This window comes from Pseudomonas huaxiensis (assembly GCF_003231275.1).
GTDB classification, from domain to species: Bacteria; Pseudomonadota; Gammaproteobacteria; order Pseudomonadales; family Pseudomonadaceae; genus Aquipseudomonas; species Aquipseudomonas huaxiensis.
On the sequence record NZ_QKVL01000001.1, the window covers coordinates 1 to 23,680 of the forward strand.

Below are 23,680 nucleotides of genomic sequence, written 5' to 3' on the forward strand. Positions count from 1 at the left end.
ATGAGCATTCCGACTGGGCTCGCGCACGAGGCTGTTTTCAACGCCGCATTACCGAGTATCAAGGCTTTTCATACAGAGCTTAGGTCCTTGGGCTTCCTGGGATATTAATGGGTCTCTTGGATTTCTTTCTTTGCGAGCGACCCACTGTCAGCTCTTCGGGTAGGGAACGATGTGGGAGGTCGACTAAAGTCAAACGGTCTTCCAGTACATTAATACAACTGCTGCATACAGGGCAGGCAATAACGTCCTGTTTAATATCGATCTTGAGAGACTTGGTGCAGGCTGGGCAGTTTCCGGATACCAGTATTTCGCGGGTACCGAAGATTTTTCTGAGCATTACGAGGACGATACAAAGCGCGATGAACCAACCTATGACAGGAATTAGCCCAAAGAGAACGGCAGCCATGGTACCGAAAATCACCCAGTTGGACCGGTAGTCAAGCTCACGCCATAACGTCCGTTTTTCTTTCCTTAGTTTCGTAGAGTGTTCCATGTTTTCCTCAAGTGGTAAAAGAGGACGGGCAAGAGGAGGCGCAAGCGGGGACAGATTTAATTTCCCTCGAATGAAATAAATCTGTCCCGTCTTTCTTGGCTATTTCTATAACGCCCTGGCGAATCAGCTGTTTTTGGAATTGAGCTTCCGCAACTCTTCATAGGTCGCCGACTGAACAAACCAGAAGCCGGAAATGATGCACCAGGTCAGGCTACCAACCACGAAAATTCCCAAGCCTGCCAGGAACCCGTTGGTAAACATGGTGACGAGAGCAACGAGCCAGATCACGGCCAGGGAGATGTAGAGGACGATGTTGTTGACGCTGATGACGAAGTCTTTCACGGGCTTATTCCTTGCCAAGTCTTGATGAAGCAGTTGTCTTTGGGATAGGCGAAAGATATCACATTGCCTTCATTCGTCGAGTTGGCAGGTGAAAAATTGGTAGCGGTTGTCGGGACATGGTTGAGCGCATTGGTAGTTCGGCTCGATTTCGAGGCTGGCGCCCCGCACTCGCCAGCCATGCGCCAAGGCTGGCAACGCGACTCCCGCAGAGCCATGGTCGCGGGTGTTCAACCTCAAAAACGCCGGGACCGCTCCGCGCTCCATCGCTGGCAAGCCAGCTCCCACCGAAGCGCGGCACGCTCACTTTCTTCCAGGCACAAAAAAACCGACTAATAAAGTCGGTTTTTTCTGGATTTTGGTGCCCAGAAAAAAGGGGGGGAATCTATTTTCGCTCTAGCCAAATAAATAAGTCCCGTCTTTAAATATCTTACATTCCCTTGATGTTGGAGTGCTGGCGTTTAACTATCCCTATAACTGTGATAGCATTTTGCCTCGGTAGCAAGACTTGACTCCCGCGATTTAACAGAATGGATAAGGAAAAAATGGATAAGGTTAAAAACGTTGTGCTTGCATCGTTGATTGCCGTTTTTTCGTGCACAGCATCAGCAGAAACTTTTGAGCACGTCGAGCTTGATAAAGATAGAAGAAGCGTTGAGTATTCTGGTCCTATCAATAAGACAATCAATGCGATTAAAGAGCGTAAGTGGTTAGGTCAAACCAAGGATATGAATGGTGGGGTTGTATTCACCCCTTATGTGAACCCCCAGTTTGGTAAGAACAATACTGAGTCCGGGGGTGCCATTATGGTGACTGCTACATTCTATCTATATGATCAACCCGTCAAAGAAGCGTTGATGGTTGCGCGTCAAAGCCAGATTCCCGGGTTTGTTGAGTTTTATGGCTACGACTCAAGAGAGCTTCAAATGCATATAAGAATGATTGATGGTGACACATTTCAATCTTTCGCAAGTGATACGCAATATCGCTCTCCTGAAGAGTTGAATACTTACAAAAAAGTTGAAAGTTTTAATAAGAGTAATTATAAGAGCGAATTGAAGTCTGCATTGGATGATGGCACTGTTTTTTGAGAAGTGTAAGCGACAATAAAAATACATGAGTGTTTTTGCTGATTTGAGGCCGATTAAGAAACGATAGGCTGCATTCGTATAAGGCGGTAAAAGGGGACGATGGCAACAGGGGGCAGATTTATTTTCGTTGTGTGTATGGCGAGCCGAGAAATGTGGTGATGGGGGTGAAGTATTCGCTCTGATCCAGCGCCCGAGCGGGCTTGTCGCGGCGCTGATCCCTACGACCCCGTTTCGGGCTTGGCACCCTGAAAAAATAGCCGCACAACGGACGTTGGCGGCTATTTCCTGACGGTTCGACGCGGTGGCCGTATTACTGTTTAACGGCCTTGAATGTCACTGTCGAGTTATCACCTGCACCGCCGCTGTAAGAGACATTGATCGTCTCGTTGTTGCTAACGATGTCGTAACCGTTGCTGCCCGCGAAAGGATTGTTCCAATGGATTTTGATATAGAAGACTTCTTCGCTGGCGGGGTCGTAGAACGCGTAGGTGCAATACCCTTCAGTGCCTGTGGCGAAGCCGTCGGACTCGCTGGTCCAGGTTCCCTTGCCCGGTACGCCTGATTGCGCCTTCGGGATTTTGAATGGCGGGGGTGTAATCCAAATCCCGTGATCAAGGATCTGGGAGTCCGGCACCAGGTTCAGGTTGGAATCGAGATAGTTTTCAAAAAACACTTCAACGCTTCTTGCGGCCATTGGCGTAAGTCCTTTTTATCAACACGGTGTTGGAAGGGTTTATCAACGTTAACGCGCGTTTTGGATGCAGCCTGACGGGAAGGTTCGGGTTGCTTTAGCCAGAGCAGGGGAGGATGCAGCCAGGTCCTTGGCTTTAGCAGGCATGTGAATCTCCTTGATCCATCAGGAGGTGAAGCCAGAGTGCGAGTGATGGCTCTTGGCTATCAATCCGAGGCTATGTTTTTAAAAAGTCAAGGCTGGGCCGCAGGCAGGGTGGCTGATGTTGTCTGGGCAGGAACCACAGCCTGTTTCAGAACCGAAACGCGGGGCAAACGGCAATCTGCAGCAACTGCGCGCGTTAGCAGGATCGTGCGAAGAAAGGCCGCAGGGGCGATGTCCCTGCGGCGGCGGTTCAGATGGGCATGCTGGTGACCGACCCGGCCATCGCGATCTCACGGTGGAACTCCTAGTCAACGGAGCTGCCACTTTTTCGCCGCTAAACGAATGGGTGGCAGTTGTATGCGGGTTAGCAGACCGAGGACTAGGTGACCCGGCGCACCAGAAGGTGCCCACACGCACAGCAGCCATTGATAGGTTCGCTGGTGTGCACTAGCCGTTCGGACTGCTAATCCGGTCGTCGATTTGGCAACGACCCGAGGGGGCTAGGCACCGATTCCACAGAGCGCAACAAGCTGGCGGGGCTGGGGGGTATGCTTGGGAAGTTGCCTACAAGAAAGTCGGAGATTGGGGAAGTTTCGTGGCGTTATGCGACGGTTTTCTGCTGATTGTTCGGCGTCTATCGTGCGAAACCGATCAGGTTGTTATCTATTCTGAAGTAAGCATTTGGTTTGCCGCGACGGGCATGGGGTCTAGATATCTTTCAGGCGTGTGGTGGCGGGAGGTTGACCGTCGCAATAATGGGTAAAAGCCACAGGTGCTTGCCTTGATATGTGCCGCGCCCTCGTAATCGAGCGCCGCCGGCGCATCGCGCGTCTGTCTGTCAGGCCATGGCTGACCGCCTTGGTAATGCGGCTCGGTATCAAGGCTTGCGCACCAGTTGTCCGCACACTTTCCTGCCATGCATCAAGGCCGGTGACCCCAATCCATCAGGCCATGGAACGTTGCAGCAAATGTGGGAGCCGGCTTGCCGGCGATGCGCCGCGCGGGCGGCGCTCGATCTCGAGGGCGCTCCAAGTCTCAAGATACGCACTTGGTCGCCATTGCCCGATGTTCTGGCAGACATTTTTCGGCTACCAATCGACTAGACGTTGCGTGGATCCCCCATGCGCGAAGGGTCGCAAAGCCTGAGGGGATGTTTGAGCTGCCTGTTCGGCAGTGAACGATGATGGGCGTTACGCTCCAAACGAGCACATTTTCTGAGCTGCCTACACGGCATTGAACCGACTGTACGTGGGTTAGCAGACTGAGACATATTTCTAAGCTGCCTACACGGCAGTGAACGAGTTGGTGCGTGACGCACTGATTGTCTTGGCTTTCTAAGCTGCCTACACGGCAGTGAACGATTAGCTGAACAGGTAATCGATGCCTGCCATTTTCTAAGCTGCCTACACGGCAGTGAACCGAGTGCGGTGACTCACGGCATAAATACCGTTTTTCTAAGCTGCCGGATAGGCAGCTTAGAAATGTCGAAGTCGCGGTTAACGGTGCTGGCAAGGGTTCACTGCCGGATAGGCAGCCCCAAAGGCCCAGAGTGCTGAAGTTGGCCAAGCATACAAAAGAGCGTTCCAGCTCAAGCCCCGGGACCGCTCCGCGCTCCATCGCACGCAAGCCAGCTCCCACAGAAGCGCGGCACGCCCCTTTCTTCCAGGCACAAAAAAACCGACTAAAAAGTCGGTTTTTTCTGGATTTTGGTGCCCCGAGGGAGACTCGAACTCCCACTCCTTTCGAAAACGGATTTTGAATCCGCCGCGTCTACCAATTCCGCCATCAGGGCTTGTGGCGGCGAAGTATAGAGATGGGCATACCGTTGGTCAATCACGTTTCATGGTCAATTTTTCCGCTTTCGGCTAAACTTCGCGGCCCTGTCGATCCCGTACCCTCACTGCCATGCGCGTCGCCGATTTTTCCTTCGAACTCCCCGATTCCCTGATCGCCCGCCATCCACTGGCCGAACGGCGCGGTAGCCGGCTGCTGGTCCTCGATGGGCCAAGCGGCGCGCTGGCGCACAAGCAGTTCACCGATCTGCTCGATTATCTGCGCCCCGGCGATCTGATGGTGTTCAACAACACCCGGGTCATCCCGGCGCGTCTGTTCGGTCAGAAGGCCTCCGGCGGCAAGCTGGAGATTCTGGTGGAGCGGGTGCTGGACAGCCATCGCGTGCTGGCCCACGTGCGTTCGAGCAAGTCGCCCAAGCCAGGCACGCAGATTCTGGTAGACGGCGGCGGCGAAGCCGAGATGGTGGCGCGCCACGATACGCTGTTCGAGCTGCGCTTCACCGAGGAGGTGCTGCCGCTGCTCGACCGGGTCGGGCACATGCCGTTGCCTCCTTATATAGACCGCCCCGACGAGGGCGCCGACCGCGAGCGCTATCAGACGGTCTACGCCGAGCGCGCCGGTGCGGTGGCCGCGCCGACCGCGGGCCTGCATTTCGATGAGGAATTGCTGGCGAAGATCGCCGAGAAGGGCGTCGACACGGCCTTCGTCACCCTGCACGTCGGCGCTGGCACTTTCCAGCCGGTGCGGGTCGAGCGCATCGAAGACCACCACATGCATAAAGAGTGGCTGGAAGTCGGCCAGGATGTGGTCGATGCCGTGGCCGCCTGCCGCGCGCGCGGCGGTCGGGTGGTGGCGGTGGGCACCACCAGCGTGCGCTCGCTGGAAAGCGCCGCGCGCGATGGCGTGCTCAAGCCGTTCAGCGGCGACACCGATATCTTTATCTTCCCGGGCCGGCCGTTCCATGTGGTCGACGCCCTGGTCACCAACTTCCATTTGCCCGAGTCCACGCTGCTGATGCTGGTTTCGGCCTTCGCCGGTTACCCGGAAACCATGGCGGCCTACGCGGCGGCGGTGGAAAACGGCTACCGCTTCTTCAGTTACGGTGATGCCATGTTCATCACCCGCAATCCGGCGCCACGCGGGCCCGAGGATCAAGCATGAGTCGCACCTGTCGTATGTCCTTCGAGTTGCTGGCCACCGACGGCAAGGCCCGTCGCGGCCGCCTGACGTTCCCCCGTGGCACCGTGGAAACCCCGGCGTTCATGCCAGTGGGCACCTATGGCACGGTCAAGGGGATGCTGCCGCGGGACATCGAGGCCATCGGCGCCGAGATGATCCTCGGCAACACCTTCCACCTGTGGCTGCGCCCGGGTACCGAGGTGATCAAGGCCCACGGCGACCTGCACGATTTCATGCAGTGGAAAGGCCCGATCCTCACCGACTCCGGCGGTTTCCAGGTGTTCAGCCTGGGCGCGATGCGCAAGATCAAGGAGGAGGGGGTGACCTTCGCCTCGCCGGTGGACGGCTCCAAGGTGTTCATGGGCCCGGAAGAGTCGATGCAGGTCCAGCGTGACCTGGGCTCCGACGTGGTGATGATTTTCGACGAGTGCACGCCATACCCGGCCGACGAAGACGTCGCGCGGGTGTCGATGGAGCTGTCGCTGCGCTGGGCCCAGCGTTCGAAGAACGCCCACGGCGACAACACCGCGGCGCTGTTCGGCATCGTTCAGGGCGGCATGCACCAGAATCTGCGCATGCGCTCGCTGGAAGGCCTGGACAAGATCGGCTTCGACGGCCTGGCCATCGGCGGCCTGTCGGTAGGCGAGCCGAAGCACGAAATGATCAAGGTGCTGGACTATCTGCCAGGCCTGATGCCCGCTGACAAACCTCGTTACCTTATGGGGGTTGGCAAGCCGGAAGATCTTGTTGAGGGTGTGCGCCGCGGTGTCGACATGTTCGATTGCGTGATGCCCACTCGCAATGCGCGAAATGGTCATCTGTTCATCGATACCGGCGTCCTGAAAATCCGCAACGCGTTCCATCGTCATGATGATTCGCCGCTGGACCCGACCTGCGATTGCTATACCTGCCAGAACTTCTCCCGCGCTTATCTGCATCATCTGGATAAATGCGGCGAAATGTTGGGCAGCATGTTGAATACGATCCATAACTTGCGTCATTACCAGCGCCTGATGGCTGGTTTGCGCGAGGCTATTCAACAAGGTACATTGGCCGCCTTTGTCGATGCCTTTTACGCCAAGCGCGGGCTGCCTGTGCCGCCCTTGGACTGATGTTACGTCGATCCTGACAAATACAATTTTGCAACTTGGAGTGCCTCATGAGCTTTCTGATTCCTGCCGCTTACGCGGACGCCGCAGCCCCTGCTGTCGCCGGCCCGGCCGGTACCGGTTTCGAATGGATTTTCCTGGTCGGTTTCCTGGTCATCTTCTACCTGATGATCTGGCGTCCACAGGCCAAACGTGCAAAAGAGCAGAAAAACCTGCTGGGCAATCTGCAAAAGGGTGACGAAGTTGTCACCAACGGCGGTATCGCCGGCAAGATCGTCAAAGTCAGCGATGACTTCGTAGTTCTGGAAGTCTCCGACACGGTTGAACTGAAGTTCCAGAAAGGCGCTGTAGCGGCAACCCTGCCGAAGGGTACGCTCAAAGCGATCTAAGTTAAGTTTTTTACCAATCGACGGGGCGCGCAAGGCGCCCCGCGTCTTGAACGGGCGGCGTGATGCTGAACAAAACTCCTCTATGGAAATGCGCACTGATCCTGGTGGTACTGGTGATCGGTTTTATTTATTCCGCTCCCAATCTCTACCCTGACGATCCGGCTATCCAGGTCAGCGGCGCCAGCACTGCGCTGCAGGTCAACCAGGCCGATCTGGACCGTGTCAGCAAGGCGCTGGTCGATGCCGGGATCGCGGTCAAGGGCGCAAACTTGGGTGAAAATGGTCGGGGCGCGCTGCTGCGTCTGACCAAGCAGGAAGACCAGCTTCCCGCCAAGGATGTTGTGCGCAAGGCACTGGGCGACGATTACGTGGTGGCGCTGAACCTGGCCCCGACCACGCCAAAATGGCTGCGCAGCGTCGGTGCTCATCCGATGAAGCTGGGTCTGGACCTTTCCGGTGGTGTGCACTTCCTTCTTGAAGTGGACATGGAAAAGGCCATGCAAGCGCGCCTGAAAGTCTACGAAGGTGAAGTGAAGAGCCTGCTGCGCAAGGAGCGTGTGCGCTACCGCAGCCTGCCGCAACAGGATGGTGGCATCCAGTTGGGCTTCTCCGACGATGCGTCCCGCGAACAGGCCCGCAGCCTGATCCGCAAGAATTTCAACGATTTCGACCTGACCACCAACGAGCGTAACGACCTGTTCGTGCTGCGCCTGGCGATCACGCCGGCGAAGATCACGGAAATCCGTGAATACTCGATCAAGCAGAACCTGACCACGGTACGTAACCGCGTCAACGAGCTGGGCGTCGCCGAGCCACTGGTTCAGCGCCAGGGTGCCAACCGCATCGTGGTTGAGCTGCCGGGTGTGCAGGACACCGCCGAAGCCAAGCGTATTCTCGGCAAGACCGCCAACCTGGAATTCCGCCTGGGCGCCGAGCCTGGTGCGTCGAAAGCCACGACCGAGGTCTTCGAGTTCCGTGAAGGCGGCCGCTCCGCGCCAGTCGAGCGTGGTCTGATCATCACCGGTGACCAGGTTACCGATGCCCAGGCCAGCTATGACGAGCACGGCCGTCCGCAGGTGAACATCCGTCTCGATGGCCACGGCGGCGAGCTGATGAGCCGCGCGACCCGCAGCAACGTCGGTCGCAGCATGGCGGTGATCTTCATCGAACAGCGTCCGATGACTCGCTACGAGAAGCAGGTGGTCGACAGCGTCGAGAAAGACGTAGCGATCCAGACCTTCAAGGAAGAGAAGAAGATCATCAGCCTGGCGACCATCCAGTCGCCGCTGGGCAGTCAGTTCCGTATTACCGGCCTGAACGGCCAGGGTGAATCGTCCGAACTGGCCCTGCTGCTGCGTGCCGGTGGCCTGGCTGCGCCGATGTACTTCGCTGAAGAGCGCACCATTGGTCCGAGCCTGGGTGCTGACAACATCACCAAGGGTATCGATGCGTCGCTGTGGGGCATGCTGTTCGTCTCGCTGTTCATCATGGCCATCTACCGGTTCTTCGGTCTGATCGCCACCGTCGCCCTGGCGGGCAACATGGTCCTGCTGCTGGCACTGATGTCGGTGCTTGGCGCGACCCTGACGCTGCCTGGTATCGCCGGTATCGTGTTGACCATGGGTATGGCGGTGGACGCCAACGTGCTGATCTTCTCGCGTATCCGTGAGGAGCTGGCCAACGGGATGTCCGTGCAGCGCGCCATCAACGAAGGTTTCGACCGTGCCTACACGGCGATTCTCGACGCCAACCTCACGACGTTGTTGGTCGGCGGCATCCTTTTCGCAATGGGCACCGGCCCGGTCAAGGGCTTCGCGGTCACCATGTCGCTGGGTATCTTCACCTCGATGTTCACTGCCATCATGGTTACCCGTGCGATCGTCAACGGGATCTATGGCGGGCGTGACTTCAAGAAGCTGTGGATTTAAGGGGCTGCCATGCTACGTACGATCAACTTCATGGGCGTGCGCAATATTGCGTTCGCCATCACCATGCTCCTTACCGTTCTGGCGTTGTTCAGCTGGTTCCACAAAGGGCTGAACTTCGGCCTGGACTTCACCGGCGGTACGCTCATCGAGCTGACCTACGAGCGTCCGGCTGATCTGACCCAGGTTCGCGAAGAGCTGGTCAAGTCCGGCTTCCACGACGCCGTGGTGCAGAGCTTCGGTGCGACTACTGACCTGCTGGTGCGGATGCCGGGCGATGACCCGCTGCTGGGCAACCGCGTTTCCGAGGCGTTGCAGAAGGCCGGCGGCGACAACCCGGCGACCGTCAAGCGCGTCGAGTTCGTCGGCCCGCAGGTCGGCGAGGAACTGCGTGACCAGGGTGGCCTCGGCATGCTCCTGGCGCTGGGCGGGATCATGATCTACCTGGCCTTCCGCTTTCAGTGGAAGTTCGCGGTCGGCGCGATCATCTCGCTGATCCACGACGTGGTCGTGACCATGGGTATCCTGTCGTTCTTCCAGATCACCTTCGACCTGACGGTGCTGGCGGCGGTACTGGCGATCATCGGTTACTCGCTCAACGACACCATCGTCGTGTTCGACCGGGTTCGCGAGAACTTCCGGGTACTGCGCAAGGCAACGCTGATCGAGAACATCAACATCTCGACCACCCAGACCTTGCTGCGTACCGTGGCGACCTCGGTGTCGACCTTGCTGGCCATCGCCGCACTGCTGTTCTTCGGCGGCGACAACCTGTACGGCTTCTCCGTGGCGCTGCTGGTAGGTGTTCTGGCGGGTACTTACTCGTCGATCTACATCGCCAACGTGGTGCTGATCTGGCTGAACCTGAGCACCGAAGACCTGATTCCTCCGGTTAAAACCGAAGGTGTGGACGAGCGTCCATAAGGCTTTTTCCTACGCCTCAGGCGGAAGAGGAAGGCGCGAGTATTGAACTCGCGCCTTTTTTTTTGCTCCAAGGCTGGGAGAAGCGCGGGTAAAACCCGCAGGTAAATCAGGAGGTTCACGTGAATAAGTCGATGCTGGTGGGTGCGGTACTGGGTGCTGTCGGTGTGACTGCCGGAGGTGCTGTCGCGACCTACAGCCTGGTCAACAGCGGGCCGGAATACGCCCAGGTGCTGGGTGTGCAGCCGGTCAAGCAGACTGTGAAGACGCCACGGGAAGTCTGCAAGGATGTGACGGTTACGCGGCAGAAGCCCGTGCAGGACCAGCACCAGATCGCCGGTACCGTGCTCGGTGCGGTGGCGGGCGGGTTGCTCGGCAATCAGATCGGTGGCGGCACCGGCAAGAAGATCGCCACGGTGGCCGGTGCGGTTGGCGGCGGTTATGCCGGTAACAAGGTTCAGGAGAACATGCAGAACAACGACACCTACTCCACGACACAGACCCGTTGCAACACGGTCAATGACGTCAGCGAGAAGGTGGTTGGCTATGACGTGAAGTATTCGGTGGGCGAGAAGGTCGGTCAGGTGCGCATGGACCGTGACCCTGGGTCGCAGATTCCGCTGGATAAGCAGGGCAATCTGGTTTTGGGGCAGGCGCAGCCGGCTCAGTGACCCGTAGGCCTCATCGCTGGCAAGCCAGCTCCCACAAGGGCGGTGTACAGATCCTTGTGGGAGCTGGCTTGCCAGCGATGAGGCCCCAAAAAATCCAGCCCAAAAAAAAGCACCTCGAAAGGTGCTTTTTTCATGCCCGGCTAAAAACTCAGCGCTTGACCGAAGGCGGCAGGTGCGGCTGGATAGCCGTCAGCACAGCCTTGAAGCACTTGATGTTGCCGGCAACGACGTGGCCTTTCTCGAGGAAGTCGTGACCACCGGTGAAGTCGCTCACCAGGCCGCCCGCTTCCTGGATCAGCAGCGCGCCCGCAGCCATGTCCCATTCGGACAGGCCCGACTCCCAGAAGGCGTCGAAACGACCAGCGGCAACGTAGGCCAGGTCCAGGCTGGCGGAACCGGCGCGGCGGATGCCGGCGGTCTGGCCGACCAGAGCGCGGAACATGCCCAGGTAGTTGTCCAGGTATTCCATCTGGTTGTCACGGAACGGGAAACCGGTGCCGAGCAGGGCGCCTTCCAGGCTGGTGCGCGAGCTGACACGCAGGCGACGGCCGTTCAGCTGGGCGCCACGGCCACGGCTGGCGGTGAATTCTTCCTGGCGAACCGGGTCCAGTACGACGGCGTGCTCAAGGCGGCCGCGGTATTTGCAGGCGATGCTGACAGCAAAGTGAGGAACGCCACGCAGGAAGTTGGTGGTGCCATCGAGTGGGTCGATGATCCACAGGTAGTCTTCGCCTTCACCGCTGCCGGCGTGCAGGCCGGTCTCTTCGCCTTGGATGGCGTGGGTCGGGTAGGCTTTGCGCAGCGCTTCGATGATGACTTTCTCGGCGGCGCGATCAACTTCGGACACGTAATCCTTGGCGTCCTTCTCATCAACCTTGATGGTATCCAGGCGCTCGATTGAGCGGAAAATCAGTTCGCTGGCGCTGCGGGCGGCGCGCAGCGCGATATTCAGCATGGGCTGCATGGACGTTTCACCTGAGTGTTAAAGAAAGCCGCACATTCTATCAGAAAACTTTCCGGGCAGAAGGGCAACATTTGCTTACGTAGCTTAATGGCGGTCGCTTCTGTAAGATTTGCTCCCCTCTTTTTAGTGTCTGAGAGCGCCTGCCGTGCTGGAAAATATTCGTGTCGTTCTGGTTTGTACCAGCCACCCCGGCAATATCGGAGGCGCTGCGCGTGCCATGAAGAACATGGGCCTGTCGCGGCTGGTGCTGGTGAGTCCTGCGGACTTCCCGTCGCCCGAGGCCAGCGCGCGCGCCTCCGGCGCTGACGATGTGCTGGCGGGTGCCCAGGTAGTTTCCACCCTTGAAGATGCGCTGGTCGGCTGCACCCTGGTGATCGGCACCAGCGCGCGCAGTCGCAGCCTGCCCTGGCCGATGCTCGAACCGCGCGAGTGCGGCACCGAAGTTACCGGACGAGCGGCGCAGGGCGAGCAGGTCGCCCTGGTCTTCGGTCGTGAACACGCCGGCCTGACCAATGAAGAACTGCAGCGATGCCATTACCACGTGCACATCCCGTCCAATCCGGATTTCAGCTCGCTGAACCTGGCGGCGGCGGTGCAGGTGCTGAGCTACGAGGTCCGCACGGCCTGGCTGGCGCAGGCGTCGCAGACGGAAAAAGTGGAGAAGGATGAGTCGGTCGAAGAACTGGCCACCATGGATGAGATGGAGCGGTTCTACGGGCACCTGGAAGACACGCTGGTGCAGATCGGTTTCCTCGATCCGTCCCGGCCCAAGCACCTGATGCCGCGTCTGCGTCGCCTGTTCGGGCGCAGCGCGGTGAATCGTTCGGAAATGAGTATTTTGCGCGGCATCCTCACCGAAACCCAGAAAGCGGCCCGGGGCGATGCACACAAGCGGAAGGATCAATAATGTTCGAGCGTCTGCGTGAAGATATCCAAAGCGTATTCCACCGTGACCCGGCGGCACGCAATGCCTTTGAGGTGCTGACCTGCTATCCGGGCATGCACGCGATCTGGCTGCACCGCGCGGCGCATTGTCTGTGGAAGAAAGACTGGAAGTGGCTGGCCCGGCTGGTGTCGAACTTTGGCCGCTGGATGACCGGTATCGAGATCCACCCGGGCGCGAAGGTCGGTCGGCGCTTCTTCATCGACCATGGCATGGGTATCGTGATCGGCGAGACCGCCGAGATCGGCGACGATGTCACCCTGTACCAGGGCGTCACCCTCGGCGGCACCAGCTGGAACAAGGGCAAGCGCCATCCGACCCTGGAAGACGGCGTGGTCGTCGGCGCTGGCGCCAAGGTGCTCGGCCCGTTCACAGTGGGTGCCGGAGCCAAGATCGGCTCCAATGCAGTGGTCACCAAGGCCGTGCCGGCCGGTGCTACGGCGGTAGGGATCCCGGGGCGGATCATCGTCAAGTCCGATGTCGAGCAGGAGGCCCGGCGCAAGGCCATGGCCGAGAAGATCGGCTTCGATGCCTACGGCGTCAGCGAAGACATGCCCGACCCGGTGGCCCGTGCCATTGGTCAGTTGCTCGATCACTTGCAAGCGGTGGACGGGCGCCTGGAAGACATGTGCGGTGCGCTGAAGAACCTCGGCAGCGACTACTGCGCCAAGGAGCTTCCGGCCTTGCATGAAGAAGATTTCGCCTGCGTCAAAGGCGAGGTTCGCAGCGACGCGCCGACGCATTGACAGGTCGTTCGTTACAAGGGGCGTGTGCTCACGCCCTGACTTTGCTATGATCGCGCCCGCCGTTCAGGCGCAATCCCGACTAAAGCAGTAGGTCTTATAGTTGACTTAAATGCTCGGGAATCGCATACTCGCACACATCCTGTAACTCCCGTGGTATCAAATAGCCATGCGACTGACTACTAAAGGCCGATACGCCGTGACTGCCATGCTTGACCTGGCACTGCACGCGCAAAATGGGCCGGTGTCCCTGGCCGACATCTCTGAGCGCCAAGGCATTTCCCTCTCTTATCTGGAGCAGTTGTTCGCCAAACTGCGCCGCGCCAATCTGGTTTCCAGTGTGCGTGGTCCAGGCGGTGGCTATCAGCTCTCGCGAGTCATGGAAAGCATCCAGGTGGCCCAGGTTATCGATGCGGTCAATGAATCGGTCGACGCAACCCGTTGCCAAGGCCTCGGCGATTGCCATGCCGGCGACACCTGCCTGACCCACCACTTGTGGTGCGACCTCAGTGCACGAATCCACGAATTCCTCAGCGGAATCAGCCTGGCCGACCTAGTGACCCGTCGAGAGGTCCAGGAAGTGGCCCAGCGCCAGGACCTGCGCCGCATTGCCGGCCGAGCCCCGCATCTGGACAAGATTGAAACGTCCGCCGTCGAATGACCGTTTCGAACGAGCGACGCGCCTGCCTGATAGGAGAGATTCAATGAAGTTGCCGATCTACCTCGATTACTCCGCGACCACTCCGGTCGACCCACGTGTCGCCCAGAAGATGAGCGAATGCCTGCTGGTCGACGGGAACTTCGGTAACCCGGCGTCGCGCTCCCACGTCTTCGGCTGGAAAGCTGAAGAGTCGGTCGAAAACGCTCGCCGCCAGGTCGCTGACCTGGTCAATGCCGACCCACGCGAAATCGTCTGGACCAGCGGTGCCACCGAGTCCGACAACCTGGCGTTGAAAGGTGTCGCGCACTTCTACAGCACCAAGGGCAAGCACATCATCACCTCCAAGATCGAGCACAAAGCGGTCCTGGACAGCACTCGCCAACTCGAGCGCGAAGGCTTCGAAGTCACTTACCTCGAGCCTGGCAGCGACGGCCTGATCACTCCGGCCATGATCGAAGCGGTCCTGCGCGACGACACCATCCTCGTGTCGATCATGCATGTGAACAACGAGATCGGCACCATCAACGACATCGCCGCCATCGGTGAACTGACCCGCTCCCGCGGTGTGATGTTCCACGTCGATGCGGCTCAGTCCACTGGCAAGGTCGAGATCGACCTGCAGAAGCTGAAAGTCGACCTGATGTCCTTCTCCGCCCACAAGACCTACGGCCCGAAAGGTATTGGCGCGCTGTACGTCAGCCGCAAGCCGCGGGTTCGCCTGGAAGCTGCCATGCACGGCGGTGGTCATGAGCGCGGCATGCGTTCGGGCACCCTGGCGACCCACCAGATCGTCGGCATGGGCGAAGCCTTCGCCGTCGCCAAAGAGCTGATGGCCAGCGAGAACGTGCGTATCAAGGCCCTGAGCGATCGCTTCTTCAAACAGGTCGAAGGCCTGGAAGAGCTGTACGTCAACGGCAGCCTGACCGCGCGTATCCCGCACAACCTGAACCTGAGCTTCAACTACGTCGAAGGCGAGTCGCTGATCATGGCGCTCAAGGACCTGGCCGTATCGTCTGGTTCCGCGTGCACTTCGGCATCCCTCGAGCCGTCCTATGTCCTGCGTGCCCTGGGCCGCAACGACGAACTGGCGCACAGCTCGATCCGCTTCACCTTCGGTCGCTTCACCACCGAAGAAGAAATCGACTACGCCGCGCAGAAGGTCTGCGAGGCCGTTACCAAGCTGCGCGAATTGTCGCCGCTGTGGGATATGTACAAAGACGGCGTCGACATCTCCAAGATCGAGTGGGCTGCGCACTAAGTAGTCGCCGGCAAGAGCGGCTCTCTGATGAGGAAGGAATTGCACCATGGCATACAGTGAAAAGGTCATCGACCACTACGAAAACCCGCGCAACGTCGGCAAGATGAATGCCGAAGACCCGGATGTTGGCACCGGCATGGTCGGCGCTCCGGCGTGCGGCGACGTGATGCGCCTGCAGATCAAGGTCAACGAGCAGGGCGTCATCGAAGACGCCAAGTTCAAGACCTACGGCTGTGGTTCGGCCATCGCTTCCAGCTCCCTCGCCACCGAGTGGATGAAGGGCAAGACCCTGGACGAAGCCGAGACCATCAAGAACACGCAGCTGGCCGAAGAACTGGCCCTGCCGCCGGTCAAGATCCACTGCTCGGTACTCGCCGAAGACGCCATCAAGGCGGCCGTTCGCGATTACAAGCAGAAGAAAGGTCTGATCTGAACCACCTTCAGCAGGTTTAAGGAGTCTCGATGGCTATCAGCATGACAGAAGCCGCCGCCAACCACGTGCGGCGCTCCCTCGAAGGACGCGGCAAGGGTGACGGCGTTCGCCTGGGTGTCCGTACTACCGGCTGCTCCGGTCTGGCCTACGTGCTGGAGTTCGTTGACGAGCCGAACGGCGAAGACGAAGTGTTCGAAAGTCACGGTGTGAAAGTGATCATCGACCCGAAAAGTCTGGTGTACCTCGACGGCACCGAGCTGGACTTCGTCAAGGAAGGGTTGAACGAAGGCTTCAAGTTCAACAACCCCAACGTGCGCGGTGAGTGTGGCTGCGGCGAAAGCTTCAACGTCTGAGGCTGCGCGTGGGTACTCCTTGTCATTTCGCCCTGTTTGAACTGCAGCCGGACTTCCGTCTGGACCTCGAGCAACTGGCCGCCCGCTACCGCGAGCTGGCCCGTGCCGTGCATCCAGACCGGTTCGCCGATGCGTCCGAGCGCGAACAGCGCCTGGCGCTGGAGCGGTCCGCTGGTCTCAACGATGCCTATCAGACCCTCAAGAGCGCGCCCCGTCGGGCGCGTTACCTGTTGGCGCTCGGCGGCCATGAAGTGCCGCAGGAAGTCACCGTCCACGATCCCGAGTTTCTCTTCCAGCAGATGCAGTGGCGCGAAGAGCTCGAAGACCTTCAGGACAGTGCCGACCTCGATGGCCTGGCCGCGTTCAAGCGCCGCCTGAAAGCCGCCTCCGAAGCCCTCAACGAGGAGTTCGCCGCTTGCTGGAACGACGCCGCGCAGCGTGAACAGGCCGAACGCCTGATGCGCCGCATGCAGTTCCTCGACAAGCTCGCCTACGAAGTGCGCCAGCTGGAAGAGCGCCTCGACGATTAACCCGGTGCCGCCCCTGGCGACACCCCTGGTATTCAGATAAGCATGGCCCTACTGCAGATCGCCGAACCCGGTCAGACTCCTCAACCCCACCAGCGCCGCCTGGCCGTGGGTATCGACCTGGGTACTACCAATTCGCTGGTCGCTGCCCTGCGCAGTGGTCTTTCCGCTCCGTTGCCCGATGCCGAAGGCCGGGTCATCCTGCCGTCCGCGGTGCGCTACCACGCCGACCACGTCGATGTCGGTCACGTTGCCCGTGAGTCGGCCTCTGCCGATCCGTTGAACACCATCCTGTCGGTCAAGCGCCTGATGGGGCGTGGTCTCGCGGACGTCAAGCAACTGGGTGAGCAACTGCCTTACCGCTTCGTCGGCGGCGAGTCGCACATGCCGTTCATCGAGACGATCCAGGGGCCGAAGAGCCCGGTGGAAGTCTCCGCCGATATCCTCAAGGTGCTGCGCCAACGCGCTGAAGAAACTCTCGGTGGCGAGCTGGTTGGCGCGGTGATCACCGTACCGGCTTATTTCGACGACGCTCAGCGCCAGGCCACCAAGGACGCCGCGCGTCTGGCCGGCCTCAACGTGCTGCGCCTGCTCAACGAGCCGACCGCTGCGGCTGTCGCCTACGGCCTGGACCAGAACGCCGAAGGCGTTGTGGCCATCTACGACCTGGGCGGCGGCACCTTCGATATTTCCATCCTGCGCCTGACCGGCGGTGTCTTCGAAGTGCTGGCCACTGGTGGCGATACCGCCCTGGGCGGCGATGATTTCGACCACGCCATTGCCAGTTGGATCGTACAGTCGGCCGGCTTGTCTTCCGACCTCGATCCCGGTGCGCAGCGTCGCCTGCTGGAAACCGCCTGCGCCGCCAAGGAAGCCCTGACCGACGCCGATTCCGTAGCCGTTCGCTACGACGGCTGGCAAGCCGAGCTGACCCGTGACGCCTTCGATGCGCTGATCGAGCCGATGATCGCCCGCAGCCTGAAAGCTTGCCGTCGCGCCGTGCGTGACAGCGGTATCGAGCTGGAAGAAGTCGAAGCGGTGGTCATGGTCGGCGGCTCGACCCGTGTTCCTCGCGTACGCAGTGCCGTGGGCGAGTTGTTCGGGCGTCAGCCGCTGACCGATATCGACCCGGATCAGGTGGTGGCCATTGGTGCTGCGATCCAGGCCGATACTCTGGCCGGCAACCGCCGCGAAGGTGGCGAGTTGCTGCTGCTTGACGTGATTCCGCTGTCCCTGGGGCTGGAGACCATGGGCGGGCTGATGGAGAAGGTGATTCCGCGCAACACCACCATTCCGGTCGCCCGAGCCCAGGAATTCACCACCTACAAGGATGGCCAGACGGCCATGATGATCCACGTGCTCCAGGGTGAGCGCGAGCTGATCAGCGATTGCCGTTCCCTTGCCCGTTTCGAGCTGCGTGGCATTCCTGCCATGGTGGCCGGTGCCGCGAAGATCCGCGTGACCTTCCAGGTGGATGCCGACGGCCTGCTCAGCGTTTCCGCGCGGGAGCTGGGTTCGGGCGTCGAATCGAGCATTCAGGTCAAGCCGTCCTACGGCCTGACCGATGGCGAAATCGCCCGCATGCTCAAGGACTCCTTCGAACACGCCGGCAATGACAAGGCGGCGCGCCAGTTGCGTGAACACCAGGTCGACGCCGAGCGCCTACTCGAAGCGGTGCAGGGCGCGCTGGATGCCGACGGTGAGCGTCTGCTGGACGCCGAAGAACGCCTGGCGATCGAACAACAGATGCAAGATTTGCGTGATTTGATGAGCGGCACCGATGGCTCGGCCATCGAGCAGCAGACCAAGCGTCTGTCGCAGGTGACCGATGCCTTTGCTGCCCGACGCCTTGATTCGACGGTCAAAGCCGCACTGGCCGGGCGCAACCTGAATGAGATCGAGGACAACTGATGCCGCAGGTTACATTTCTGCCCCACGAGAAGTTCTGTCCGGACGGCTTGACCGTCGAGGCAGCACCGGGGACTTCCATTCTCGAACTGGCCCATGACCACCACATCGAGATCGAAAGCGCCTGTGGCGGCGTGTGTGCCTGCACCACGTGTCACTGCATCGTCCGCCAGGGCTTCGACTCGGTCGAGGAAGCCGACGAGCTGGAAGAAGACATGCTGGACAAGGCCTGGGGCTTGGAAGCGCAGTCTCGTCTGGCCTGCCAGGTGGTCGTTGGTGAAGACGACCTGACCATCGAGATTCCGAAGTACTCGCTCAACCACGCCGCCGAAGCGCCGCATTGATCCTGGAGCCGACATGAGCCTGAAATGGGTTGATGTACTTGAAATTGCTATCCAGCTTGCCGAAAGCAAGCCGGAAGTCGATCCTCGCTACGTGAATTTCGTCGATCTGCATCGCTGGGTGCTGGCATTGCCAGACTTCAGCGACGATCCGGCCCGCGGCGGCGAGAAGGTCCTGGAAGCCATTCAGGGCGCCTGGATCGAAGAAGCCGACTGAGCGCACTCGGCAGGTTAGGCAATCCCCCGGAACCCGCGTATAATTCGCGGGTTTAATTTTTCGCATCACTTACTGTTTCTGGAGTTACACCATGGCTGTTCAACGTACTTTCTCCATCATCAAGCCTGACGCCGTTGCCAAGAACGTCATCGGCAAAATCACCACCCGTTTCGAAGACGCCGGCCTGAAAATCGTTGCTTCGAAAATCAAGCAACTGTCCAAGGCTGAAGCTGAAGGCTTCTACGCCGAGCACGCAGAGCGCGGTTTCTTCGGTGACCTGGTTGCCTTCATGACCTCCGGTCCAGTTGTCGTTCAGGTTCTGGAAGGCGAAAACGCCATCGCTCGCAACCGTGAGCTGATGGGCGCTACCAACCCTAAAGAAGCTGCTGCCGGCACCATCCGTGCTGACTTCGCCGAGTCCATCGACGCCAACGCCGTTCACGGTTCGGACTCCGAAGCCGCTGCCGCTCGCGAAATCGCTTACTTCTTCGCAGCTACCGAGGTAACCACTCGCTAAGCCACGGCTTTCGAGTGAGGGTGAATCCATGACTACATCGACTGGCAAAACTAACCTGTTGGGACTTACCCAGCCGGAAATGGAAAAATTCTTCGACTCGATAGGGGAGAAGCGCTTCCGTGCCGGTCAGGTAATGAAATGGATTCACCACTTTGGCGTCGATGATTTCGACGCCATGACCAACGTCGGCAAGGCGCTGCGCGAAAAGCTCAAGTCGTGCGCCGAGATTCGCGGCCCGGAAGTGGTCAGCGAGGACATCTCCAGCGACGGCACCCGTAAATGGGTGGTGCGCGTGGCCTCTGGCAGTTGCGTCGAAACCGTCTACATCCCCCAGGGCAAGCGCGGTACGTTGTGCGTATCGTCCCAGGCCGGTTGTGCTCTGGACTGCAGTTTCTGCTCCACCGGCAAGCAAGGATTCAATAGCAACCTCACCGCCGCCGAAGTCATCGGTCAGGTGTGGATTGCCAACAAGTCGTTCGGCAGCGTGCCGGCCACCATCGACCGTGCCATCACCAACGTGGTGATGATGGGCATGGGTGAGCCACTGCTGAACTTCGACAACGTGGTCGCCGCCATGCACCTGATGATGGACGACCTCGGCTATGGCATTTCCAAGCGCCGGGTGACCCTGTCCACCTCTGGCGTGGTGCCGATGATCGATGAGTTGGCCAAGCACATCGACGTCTCCCTGGCCCTGTCGCTGCACGCGCCGAACGACGCGCTGCGCAACGAACTGGTGCCGATCAACAAGAAGTACCCGCTCAAGGTTCTCCTCGAGTCGTGCATGCGCTACATGTCCGAGCTCGGCGAGAAGCGTGTACTGACCATCGAGTACACCCTGCTCAAGGACGTCAACGACAAGCTTGAACACGCCCAGGAAATGGCCGAGCTGCTGAAGAACGTGCCGTGCAAGATCAACCTGATCCCGTTCAACCCGTTCCCGCACTCTGGCTACGAGCGTCCGAGCAACAACGCGATCCGCCGTTTCCAGGACTGCCTGCACCACGCCGGTTACAACGTGACCGTGCGCACCACCCGCGGTGAAGACATCGATGCCGCGTGCGGGCAACTGGTCGGCCAGGTCATGGACCGTACCCGTCGCAGTGAGCGCTACATCGCTGTGCGGCAATTGAACGCCGACGCCGATTCCAGCGGCGCGGCGGGCAACTGAGACGAGGACCGCCATGACCTTGCGCGTCGCGCTGCCGCTTCTCCTGCTGACGCTGCTTTACGGCTGTGCAACGTCCGGTGACAAAGTACGCGACGAGTCCCGCAAGGCCTATGTGCAATTGGGTCTGGGGTATCTGCAACATGGCCAGAGCGAAAGGGCGAAGATTCCCTTGAAGAAGGCGCTGGCGCTCGGTGCCGATGATGCCGAGGTCAATGCGGCGCTGGCGCTGGTTTTCCAGCGTGAGAACGAGCCGGCGCTGGCCCGGATGCACTTCCAGAAGGCCCTGTCGGCCCAGCCCCATGACCCACGCATTCGCAATAACTACGGTGGTTTTCTCTACAGCCAGGGGCAATATGCCGAGGCGCAGCAGATGTTTCGCCAAGCGTCGGCCGATACCCTGTATCCTGAGCGGTCCCGGGTGTTCGAGAACCTCGGATTGACGGCCATCAGGCTGGGTCAGCGCGACCAGGCGCGGGAATACCTGGAAAAAGCTTTGCGTCTCAACCAGCAGCAGCCTCGGGCCTTGCTGGAAATGGCTGAGATGTCTTACGAAGACAGGCATTATGTGCCAGCTCGCGCGTTCTACGACCGGCACAGCCGCTTGAGTGAACCGAGTGCACGCAGCCTGTTGCTGGGCAACCGCCTGGCGACCGTCTTCGAAGAACGGACCACGGCCGCCGAACTGGGCCTGCAATTACAACGACTTTATCCCGGTACGCCGGAATATCAGCAATACCTGTCGGAGCAATGATGAAAGCGGCGCATCCCGAAGTAGCACCAGCGACTCGCGAAAATCCCGGTGAGATTCTGCGTCAGGCTCGTGAGAGCCGGGACTGGTCGCAGGCCGACGTGGCCCGCAAGCTCAACCTGACCGTGAGTTCCCTGAACAACCTCGAATCCGGCGCGTTCGACAAGCTGCCGGGACACACCTTCGCCCGCGGCTATATCCGCGCCTACGCCAAGCTGTTCGAGATGGACCAGGCCGCACTGGTCCAGGCCTTCGACCATTACACCGGTACGCATGCCCAGGGCAGTGACGTACACGCGCTGGGTCGTATCGAAGAGCCGGTCCGTCTTTCGCACAACATCATGCGCATCGTCAGCCTGCTGCTGCTGGTTCTGGTGGTCGGTGGCGGTTTCGTCTGGTGGCAAGACCAGAGCAGCCTGCGCGGCAAGGACCAGGCAAACATTGCCCTGGAGCATGTCGAAGTCGAAAGCGCCGACGGCACCACGCAGATCCATCAGTTGGACGAGCCTGAAGATCAGGCCGTAACCGCTGGCCAGGAACCGGAAGCCACCCCGCCCGTCACCGAGCAGGCCCCTGCGGCTACCGCTGAAGCTCCGGTCCCGGCCCCGGCTCCCGCTACTGCAACAACACATCCTGCTGCGCCTGTGACTCCAGCTGCTCCGGCTGCCGCGGCACCCGCGCCAGCAGTGCCCGCAGCACCAGTGGTCAGCGCCCCGACTGTAGCGGCCGCGACGCCAGCACCTGCCGCTCAGCCTGCCGCTGTTTCCGCTGGCAGCGGCCAACTGCACATGCAGTTCGTTGCCGATTGCTGGACCTCGGTGACCGACGGTAACGGCAAGGTGCTGTTCAGCGCGGTCAAGCGCAAGGGCGATACCCTGGAGCTGACCGGCAAACCACCTTTCTCGGTACGCCTGGGCTTTGCCCGCGGCGCGCAGATCACCTACAACGGTCAGGCCGTCGATGTCGCTCCGTTCACCAGTGGCGAAACCGCTCGCCTGAAGTTGGGGCAATAAGTCATGCACGGCGAATCTCCTATCAAACGTCGCGAATCCAGAAAGATCTGGGTCGGTAACGTGCCTGTCGGCGGCGATGCACCCATCGCTGTCCAGAGCATGACCAACACCGATACCAACGACGTTGCCGCCACCGTGGCGCAGATCAACCGTCTGGTAGACGCCGGCGTTGATATCGTCCGGGTTTCCGTCCCGGACATGGATGCCGCCGAAGCCTTCGGTCGCATCAAGCAACTGGTCAGCGTGCCGCTGGTCGCCGATATCCATTTCGATTACCGCATTGCTCTGCGCGTCGCCGAGCTGGGCGTTGACTGCCTGCGTATCAACCCGGGCAACATCGGCCGCGAAGACCGTGTGCGTGCCGTGGTCGATGCCGCTCGCGACCGGGGCATCCCGATCCGCATCGGCGTCAACGCAGGTTCGCTGGAAAAGGACCTGCAGAAGAAGTACGGCGAACCGACCCCGGCAGCGCTGGTGGAGTCGGCGTTGCGCCATGTCGAGCACCTCGATCGCCTGAATTTCCAGGATTTCAAGGTCAGCGTGAAGGCTTCCGACGTGTTCATGGCCGTCGAAGCCTACCGCTTGCTGGCCAAGCAGATCGTCCAGCCGCTGCACCTGGGCATCACCGAAGCCGGCGGCCTGCGTTCTGGCACGGTGAAATCGGCGGTCGGCCTCGGTATGCTGCTCGCCGACGGGATTGGCGATACTATTCGCATTTCGCTTGCGGCCGACCCGGTCGAAGAAGTGAAAGTCGGCTACGACATCCTCAAATCGCTGCACCTGCGTTCCCGTGGCATCAACTTCATCGCCTGCCCGAGCTGCTCGCGGCAGAACTTCGATGTGGTCAAGACCATGAACGAGCTTGAAGGCCGTCTGGAAGACCTGCTGGTGCCGATGGATGTCGCGGTGATCGGTTGTGTGGTCAACGGACCCGGCGAAGCCAAGGAAGCCCATGTCGGGCTGACCGGCGGCACGCCGAACCTGATCTACATCGACGGCAAGCCGGCGCAGAAGCTGACCAATGACAACCTGGTCGAGGAGCTTGAAAAGCTCATTCGCCAGAAAGCGGCCGAGAAGGCCGAGGCCGACGCGGCAGTGATTGCCCGCGGTTGACCGCTACAGATTTCGTTAAGGATT

At 59.9% G+C, this 23,680-nt stretch carries 25 protein-coding genes and 1 tRNA gene; 22 read left to right on the forward strand and 4 right to left on the reverse strand.

Translation table 11 applies throughout. The features are described 5' to 3' along the window. Window positions 1-616: 616 nt before the first annotated feature. Window positions 617-835 carry a hypothetical protein gene (locus tag DM374_RS00005; RefSeq protein WP_110968035.1) on the reverse strand — a complete coding sequence of 73 codons (219 nt, stop codon included), beginning with the start codon at window positions 833-835 and terminating at the stop codon, window positions 617-619. 527 nt (window positions 836-1,362) lie between these two features. Here DM374_RS00005 and DM374_RS00010 point away from each other — a divergent pair. Next, entirely contained in the window at window positions 1,363-1,923 is a 561-nt protein-coding gene (locus tag DM374_RS00010) for a hypothetical protein (RefSeq protein WP_157969641.1), read from the forward strand. 310 nt (window positions 1,924-2,233) lie between these two features. Here the strand turns inward: DM374_RS00010 and DM374_RS00015 are convergent, their stop codons facing one another. Both DM374_RS00015 and DM374_RS00020 read right to left on the reverse strand, forming a co-directional pair. Then, window positions 2,234-2,617, reverse strand: coding sequence for an aegerolysin family protein (locus DM374_RS00015; protein ID WP_110968037.1), 384 nt, complete (start codon window positions 2,615-2,617; stop codon window positions 2,234-2,236). Window positions 2,618-4,465: 1,848 nt separating this feature from the next. Beyond that, window positions 4,466-4,550: transfer RNA gene (locus tag DM374_RS00020), tRNA-Leu, on the reverse strand. Between the two features lie 113 nt (window positions 4,551-4,663). Between DM374_RS00020 and queA the strand changes: the two genes are divergently transcribed. From queA to DM374_RS00050, 6 genes are all read left to right on the forward strand, one after another. After that, window positions 4,664-5,713, forward strand: coding sequence for a tRNA preQ1(34) S-adenosylmethionine ribosyltransferase-isomerase QueA (gene queA, locus DM374_RS00025; protein WP_110968038.1), 1,050 nt, complete (start codon window positions 4,664-4,666; stop codon window positions 5,711-5,713). Between the two features lie 14 nt (window positions 5,714-5,727). Beyond that, complete coding sequence (gene tgt / locus DM374_RS00030; protein ID WP_175651912.1) at window positions 5,728-6,843, forward strand: tRNA guanosine(34) transglycosylase Tgt; 1,116 nt, start codon at window positions 5,728-5,730, stop codon at window positions 6,841-6,843. A 47-nt stretch (window positions 6,844-6,890) separates the two neighbouring features. After that, entirely contained in the window at window positions 6,891-7,229 is a 339-nt protein-coding gene (gene yajC, locus DM374_RS00035) for a preprotein translocase subunit YajC (RefSeq protein WP_110968039.1), read from the forward strand. Between the two features lie 62 nt (window positions 7,230-7,291). Next, entirely contained in the window at window positions 7,292-9,157 is a 1,866-nt protein-coding gene (gene secD, locus DM374_RS00040; protein ID WP_110968040.1) for a protein translocase subunit SecD, read from the forward strand. Between the two features lie 9 nt (window positions 9,158-9,166). Further along, window positions 9,167-10,078, forward strand: a complete 912-nt coding sequence (gene secF / locus DM374_RS00045; RefSeq protein ID WP_110968041.1) for a protein translocase subunit SecF — start codon at window positions 9,167-9,169, stop codon at window positions 10,076-10,078. 119 nt (window positions 10,079-10,197) lie between these two features. After that, window positions 10,198-10,746, forward strand: coding sequence for a glycine zipper 2TM domain-containing protein (locus DM374_RS00050; RefSeq protein ID WP_110968042.1), 549 nt, complete (start codon window positions 10,198-10,200; stop codon window positions 10,744-10,746). 148 nt (window positions 10,747-10,894) lie between these two features. Here the strand turns inward: DM374_RS00050 and suhB are convergent, their stop codons facing one another. Next, a complete protein-coding gene (gene suhB, locus DM374_RS00055; protein ID WP_110968043.1) occupies window positions 10,895-11,710 on the reverse strand; it encodes a type III secretion system regulator SuhB in 816 nt (271 codons plus the stop codon). A 145-nt stretch (window positions 11,711-11,855) separates the two neighbouring features. Here suhB and trmJ point away from each other — a divergent pair, with 145 nt between their 5' ends. The 15 genes from trmJ (at window position 11,856) to ispG (ending at window position 23,656) form a co-directional block, all read left to right on the forward strand. Then, window positions 11,856-12,617, forward strand: a complete 762-nt coding sequence (gene trmJ, locus DM374_RS00060) for a tRNA (cytosine(32)/uridine(32)-2'-O)-methyltransferase TrmJ (RefSeq protein ID WP_110968044.1) — start codon at window positions 11,856-11,858, stop codon at window positions 12,615-12,617. Beyond that, window positions 12,617-13,399, forward strand: coding sequence for a serine O-acetyltransferase (cysE, locus tag DM374_RS00065; protein WP_095159534.1), 783 nt, complete (start codon window positions 12,617-12,619; stop codon window positions 13,397-13,399). The genes trmJ and cysE overlap by 1 nt, the downstream gene beginning before the upstream one ends. A gap of 166 nt (window positions 13,400-13,565) precedes the next feature. Beyond that, a complete protein-coding gene (iscR, locus tag DM374_RS00070; protein ID WP_095159535.1) occupies window positions 13,566-14,057 on the forward strand; it encodes a Fe-S cluster assembly transcriptional regulator IscR in 492 nt (163 codons plus the stop codon). Window positions 14,058-14,100: 43 nt separating this feature from the next. After that, entirely contained in the window at window positions 14,101-15,315 is a 1,215-nt protein-coding gene (locus tag DM374_RS00075; protein ID WP_110968045.1) for an IscS subfamily cysteine desulfurase, read from the forward strand. 46 nt (window positions 15,316-15,361) lie between these two features. Continuing rightward, a complete protein-coding gene (iscU, locus tag DM374_RS00080; RefSeq protein ID WP_003248539.1) occupies window positions 15,362-15,748 on the forward strand; it encodes a Fe-S cluster assembly scaffold IscU in 387 nt (128 codons plus the stop codon). Window positions 15,749-15,777: 29 nt separating this feature from the next. Beyond that, a complete protein-coding gene (gene iscA, locus DM374_RS00085) occupies window positions 15,778-16,101 on the forward strand; it encodes an iron-sulfur cluster assembly protein IscA (protein WP_095159537.1) in 324 nt (107 codons plus the stop codon). Between the two features lie 8 nt (window positions 16,102-16,109). Further along, window positions 16,110-16,631 (forward strand): co-chaperone HscB, encoded by a 522-nt coding sequence (gene hscB, locus DM374_RS00090; protein WP_110968046.1) that lies wholly within the window; start codon window positions 16,110-16,112, stop codon window positions 16,629-16,631. Between the two features lie 42 nt (window positions 16,632-16,673). Next, window positions 16,674-18,539 (forward strand): Fe-S protein assembly chaperone HscA, encoded by a 1,866-nt coding sequence (gene hscA, locus DM374_RS00095; RefSeq protein ID WP_110968047.1) that lies wholly within the window; start codon window positions 16,674-16,676, stop codon window positions 18,537-18,539. Further along, window positions 18,539-18,880 (forward strand): ISC system 2Fe-2S type ferredoxin, encoded by a 342-nt coding sequence (fdx, locus tag DM374_RS00100; RefSeq protein WP_110968048.1) that lies wholly within the window; start codon window positions 18,539-18,541, stop codon window positions 18,878-18,880. The genes hscA and fdx overlap by 1 nt, the downstream gene beginning before the upstream one ends. A 13-nt stretch (window positions 18,881-18,893) precedes the next feature. Beyond that, window positions 18,894-19,094 carry a Fe-S cluster assembly protein IscX gene (gene iscX, locus DM374_RS00105; protein ID WP_095159541.1) on the forward strand — a complete coding sequence of 67 codons (201 nt, stop codon included), beginning with the start codon at window positions 18,894-18,896 and terminating at the stop codon, window positions 19,092-19,094. Window positions 19,095-19,185: 91 nt separating this feature from the next. Next, window positions 19,186-19,611 (forward strand): nucleoside-diphosphate kinase, encoded by a 426-nt coding sequence (ndk, locus tag DM374_RS00110; protein WP_095159542.1) that lies wholly within the window; start codon window positions 19,186-19,188, stop codon window positions 19,609-19,611. A 28-nt stretch (window positions 19,612-19,639) separates the two neighbouring features. Then, a complete protein-coding gene (gene rlmN / locus DM374_RS00115; RefSeq protein ID WP_095159543.1) occupies window positions 19,640-20,782 on the forward strand; it encodes a 23S rRNA (adenine(2503)-C(2))-methyltransferase RlmN in 1,143 nt (380 codons plus the stop codon). 13 nt (window positions 20,783-20,795) lie between these two features. Next, complete coding sequence (gene pilW / locus DM374_RS00120) at window positions 20,796-21,533, forward strand: type IV pilus biogenesis/stability protein PilW (protein ID WP_110968049.1); 738 nt, start codon at window positions 20,796-20,798, stop codon at window positions 21,531-21,533. After that, window positions 21,533-22,543: a RodZ domain-containing protein gene (locus tag DM374_RS00125; RefSeq protein WP_110968050.1), complete on the forward strand. Its 1,011-nt coding sequence runs from the start codon at window positions 21,533-21,535 to the stop codon at window positions 22,541-22,543. The genes pilW and DM374_RS00125 overlap by 1 nt, the downstream gene beginning before the upstream one ends. Window positions 22,544-22,546: 3 nt before the next feature. After that, window positions 22,547-23,656: a flavodoxin-dependent (E)-4-hydroxy-3-methylbut-2-enyl-diphosphate synthase gene (gene ispG / locus DM374_RS00130; RefSeq protein WP_110968051.1), complete on the forward strand. Its 1,110-nt coding sequence runs from the start codon at window positions 22,547-22,549 to the stop codon at window positions 23,654-23,656. Window positions 23,657-23,680: the final 24 nt, after the last annotated feature.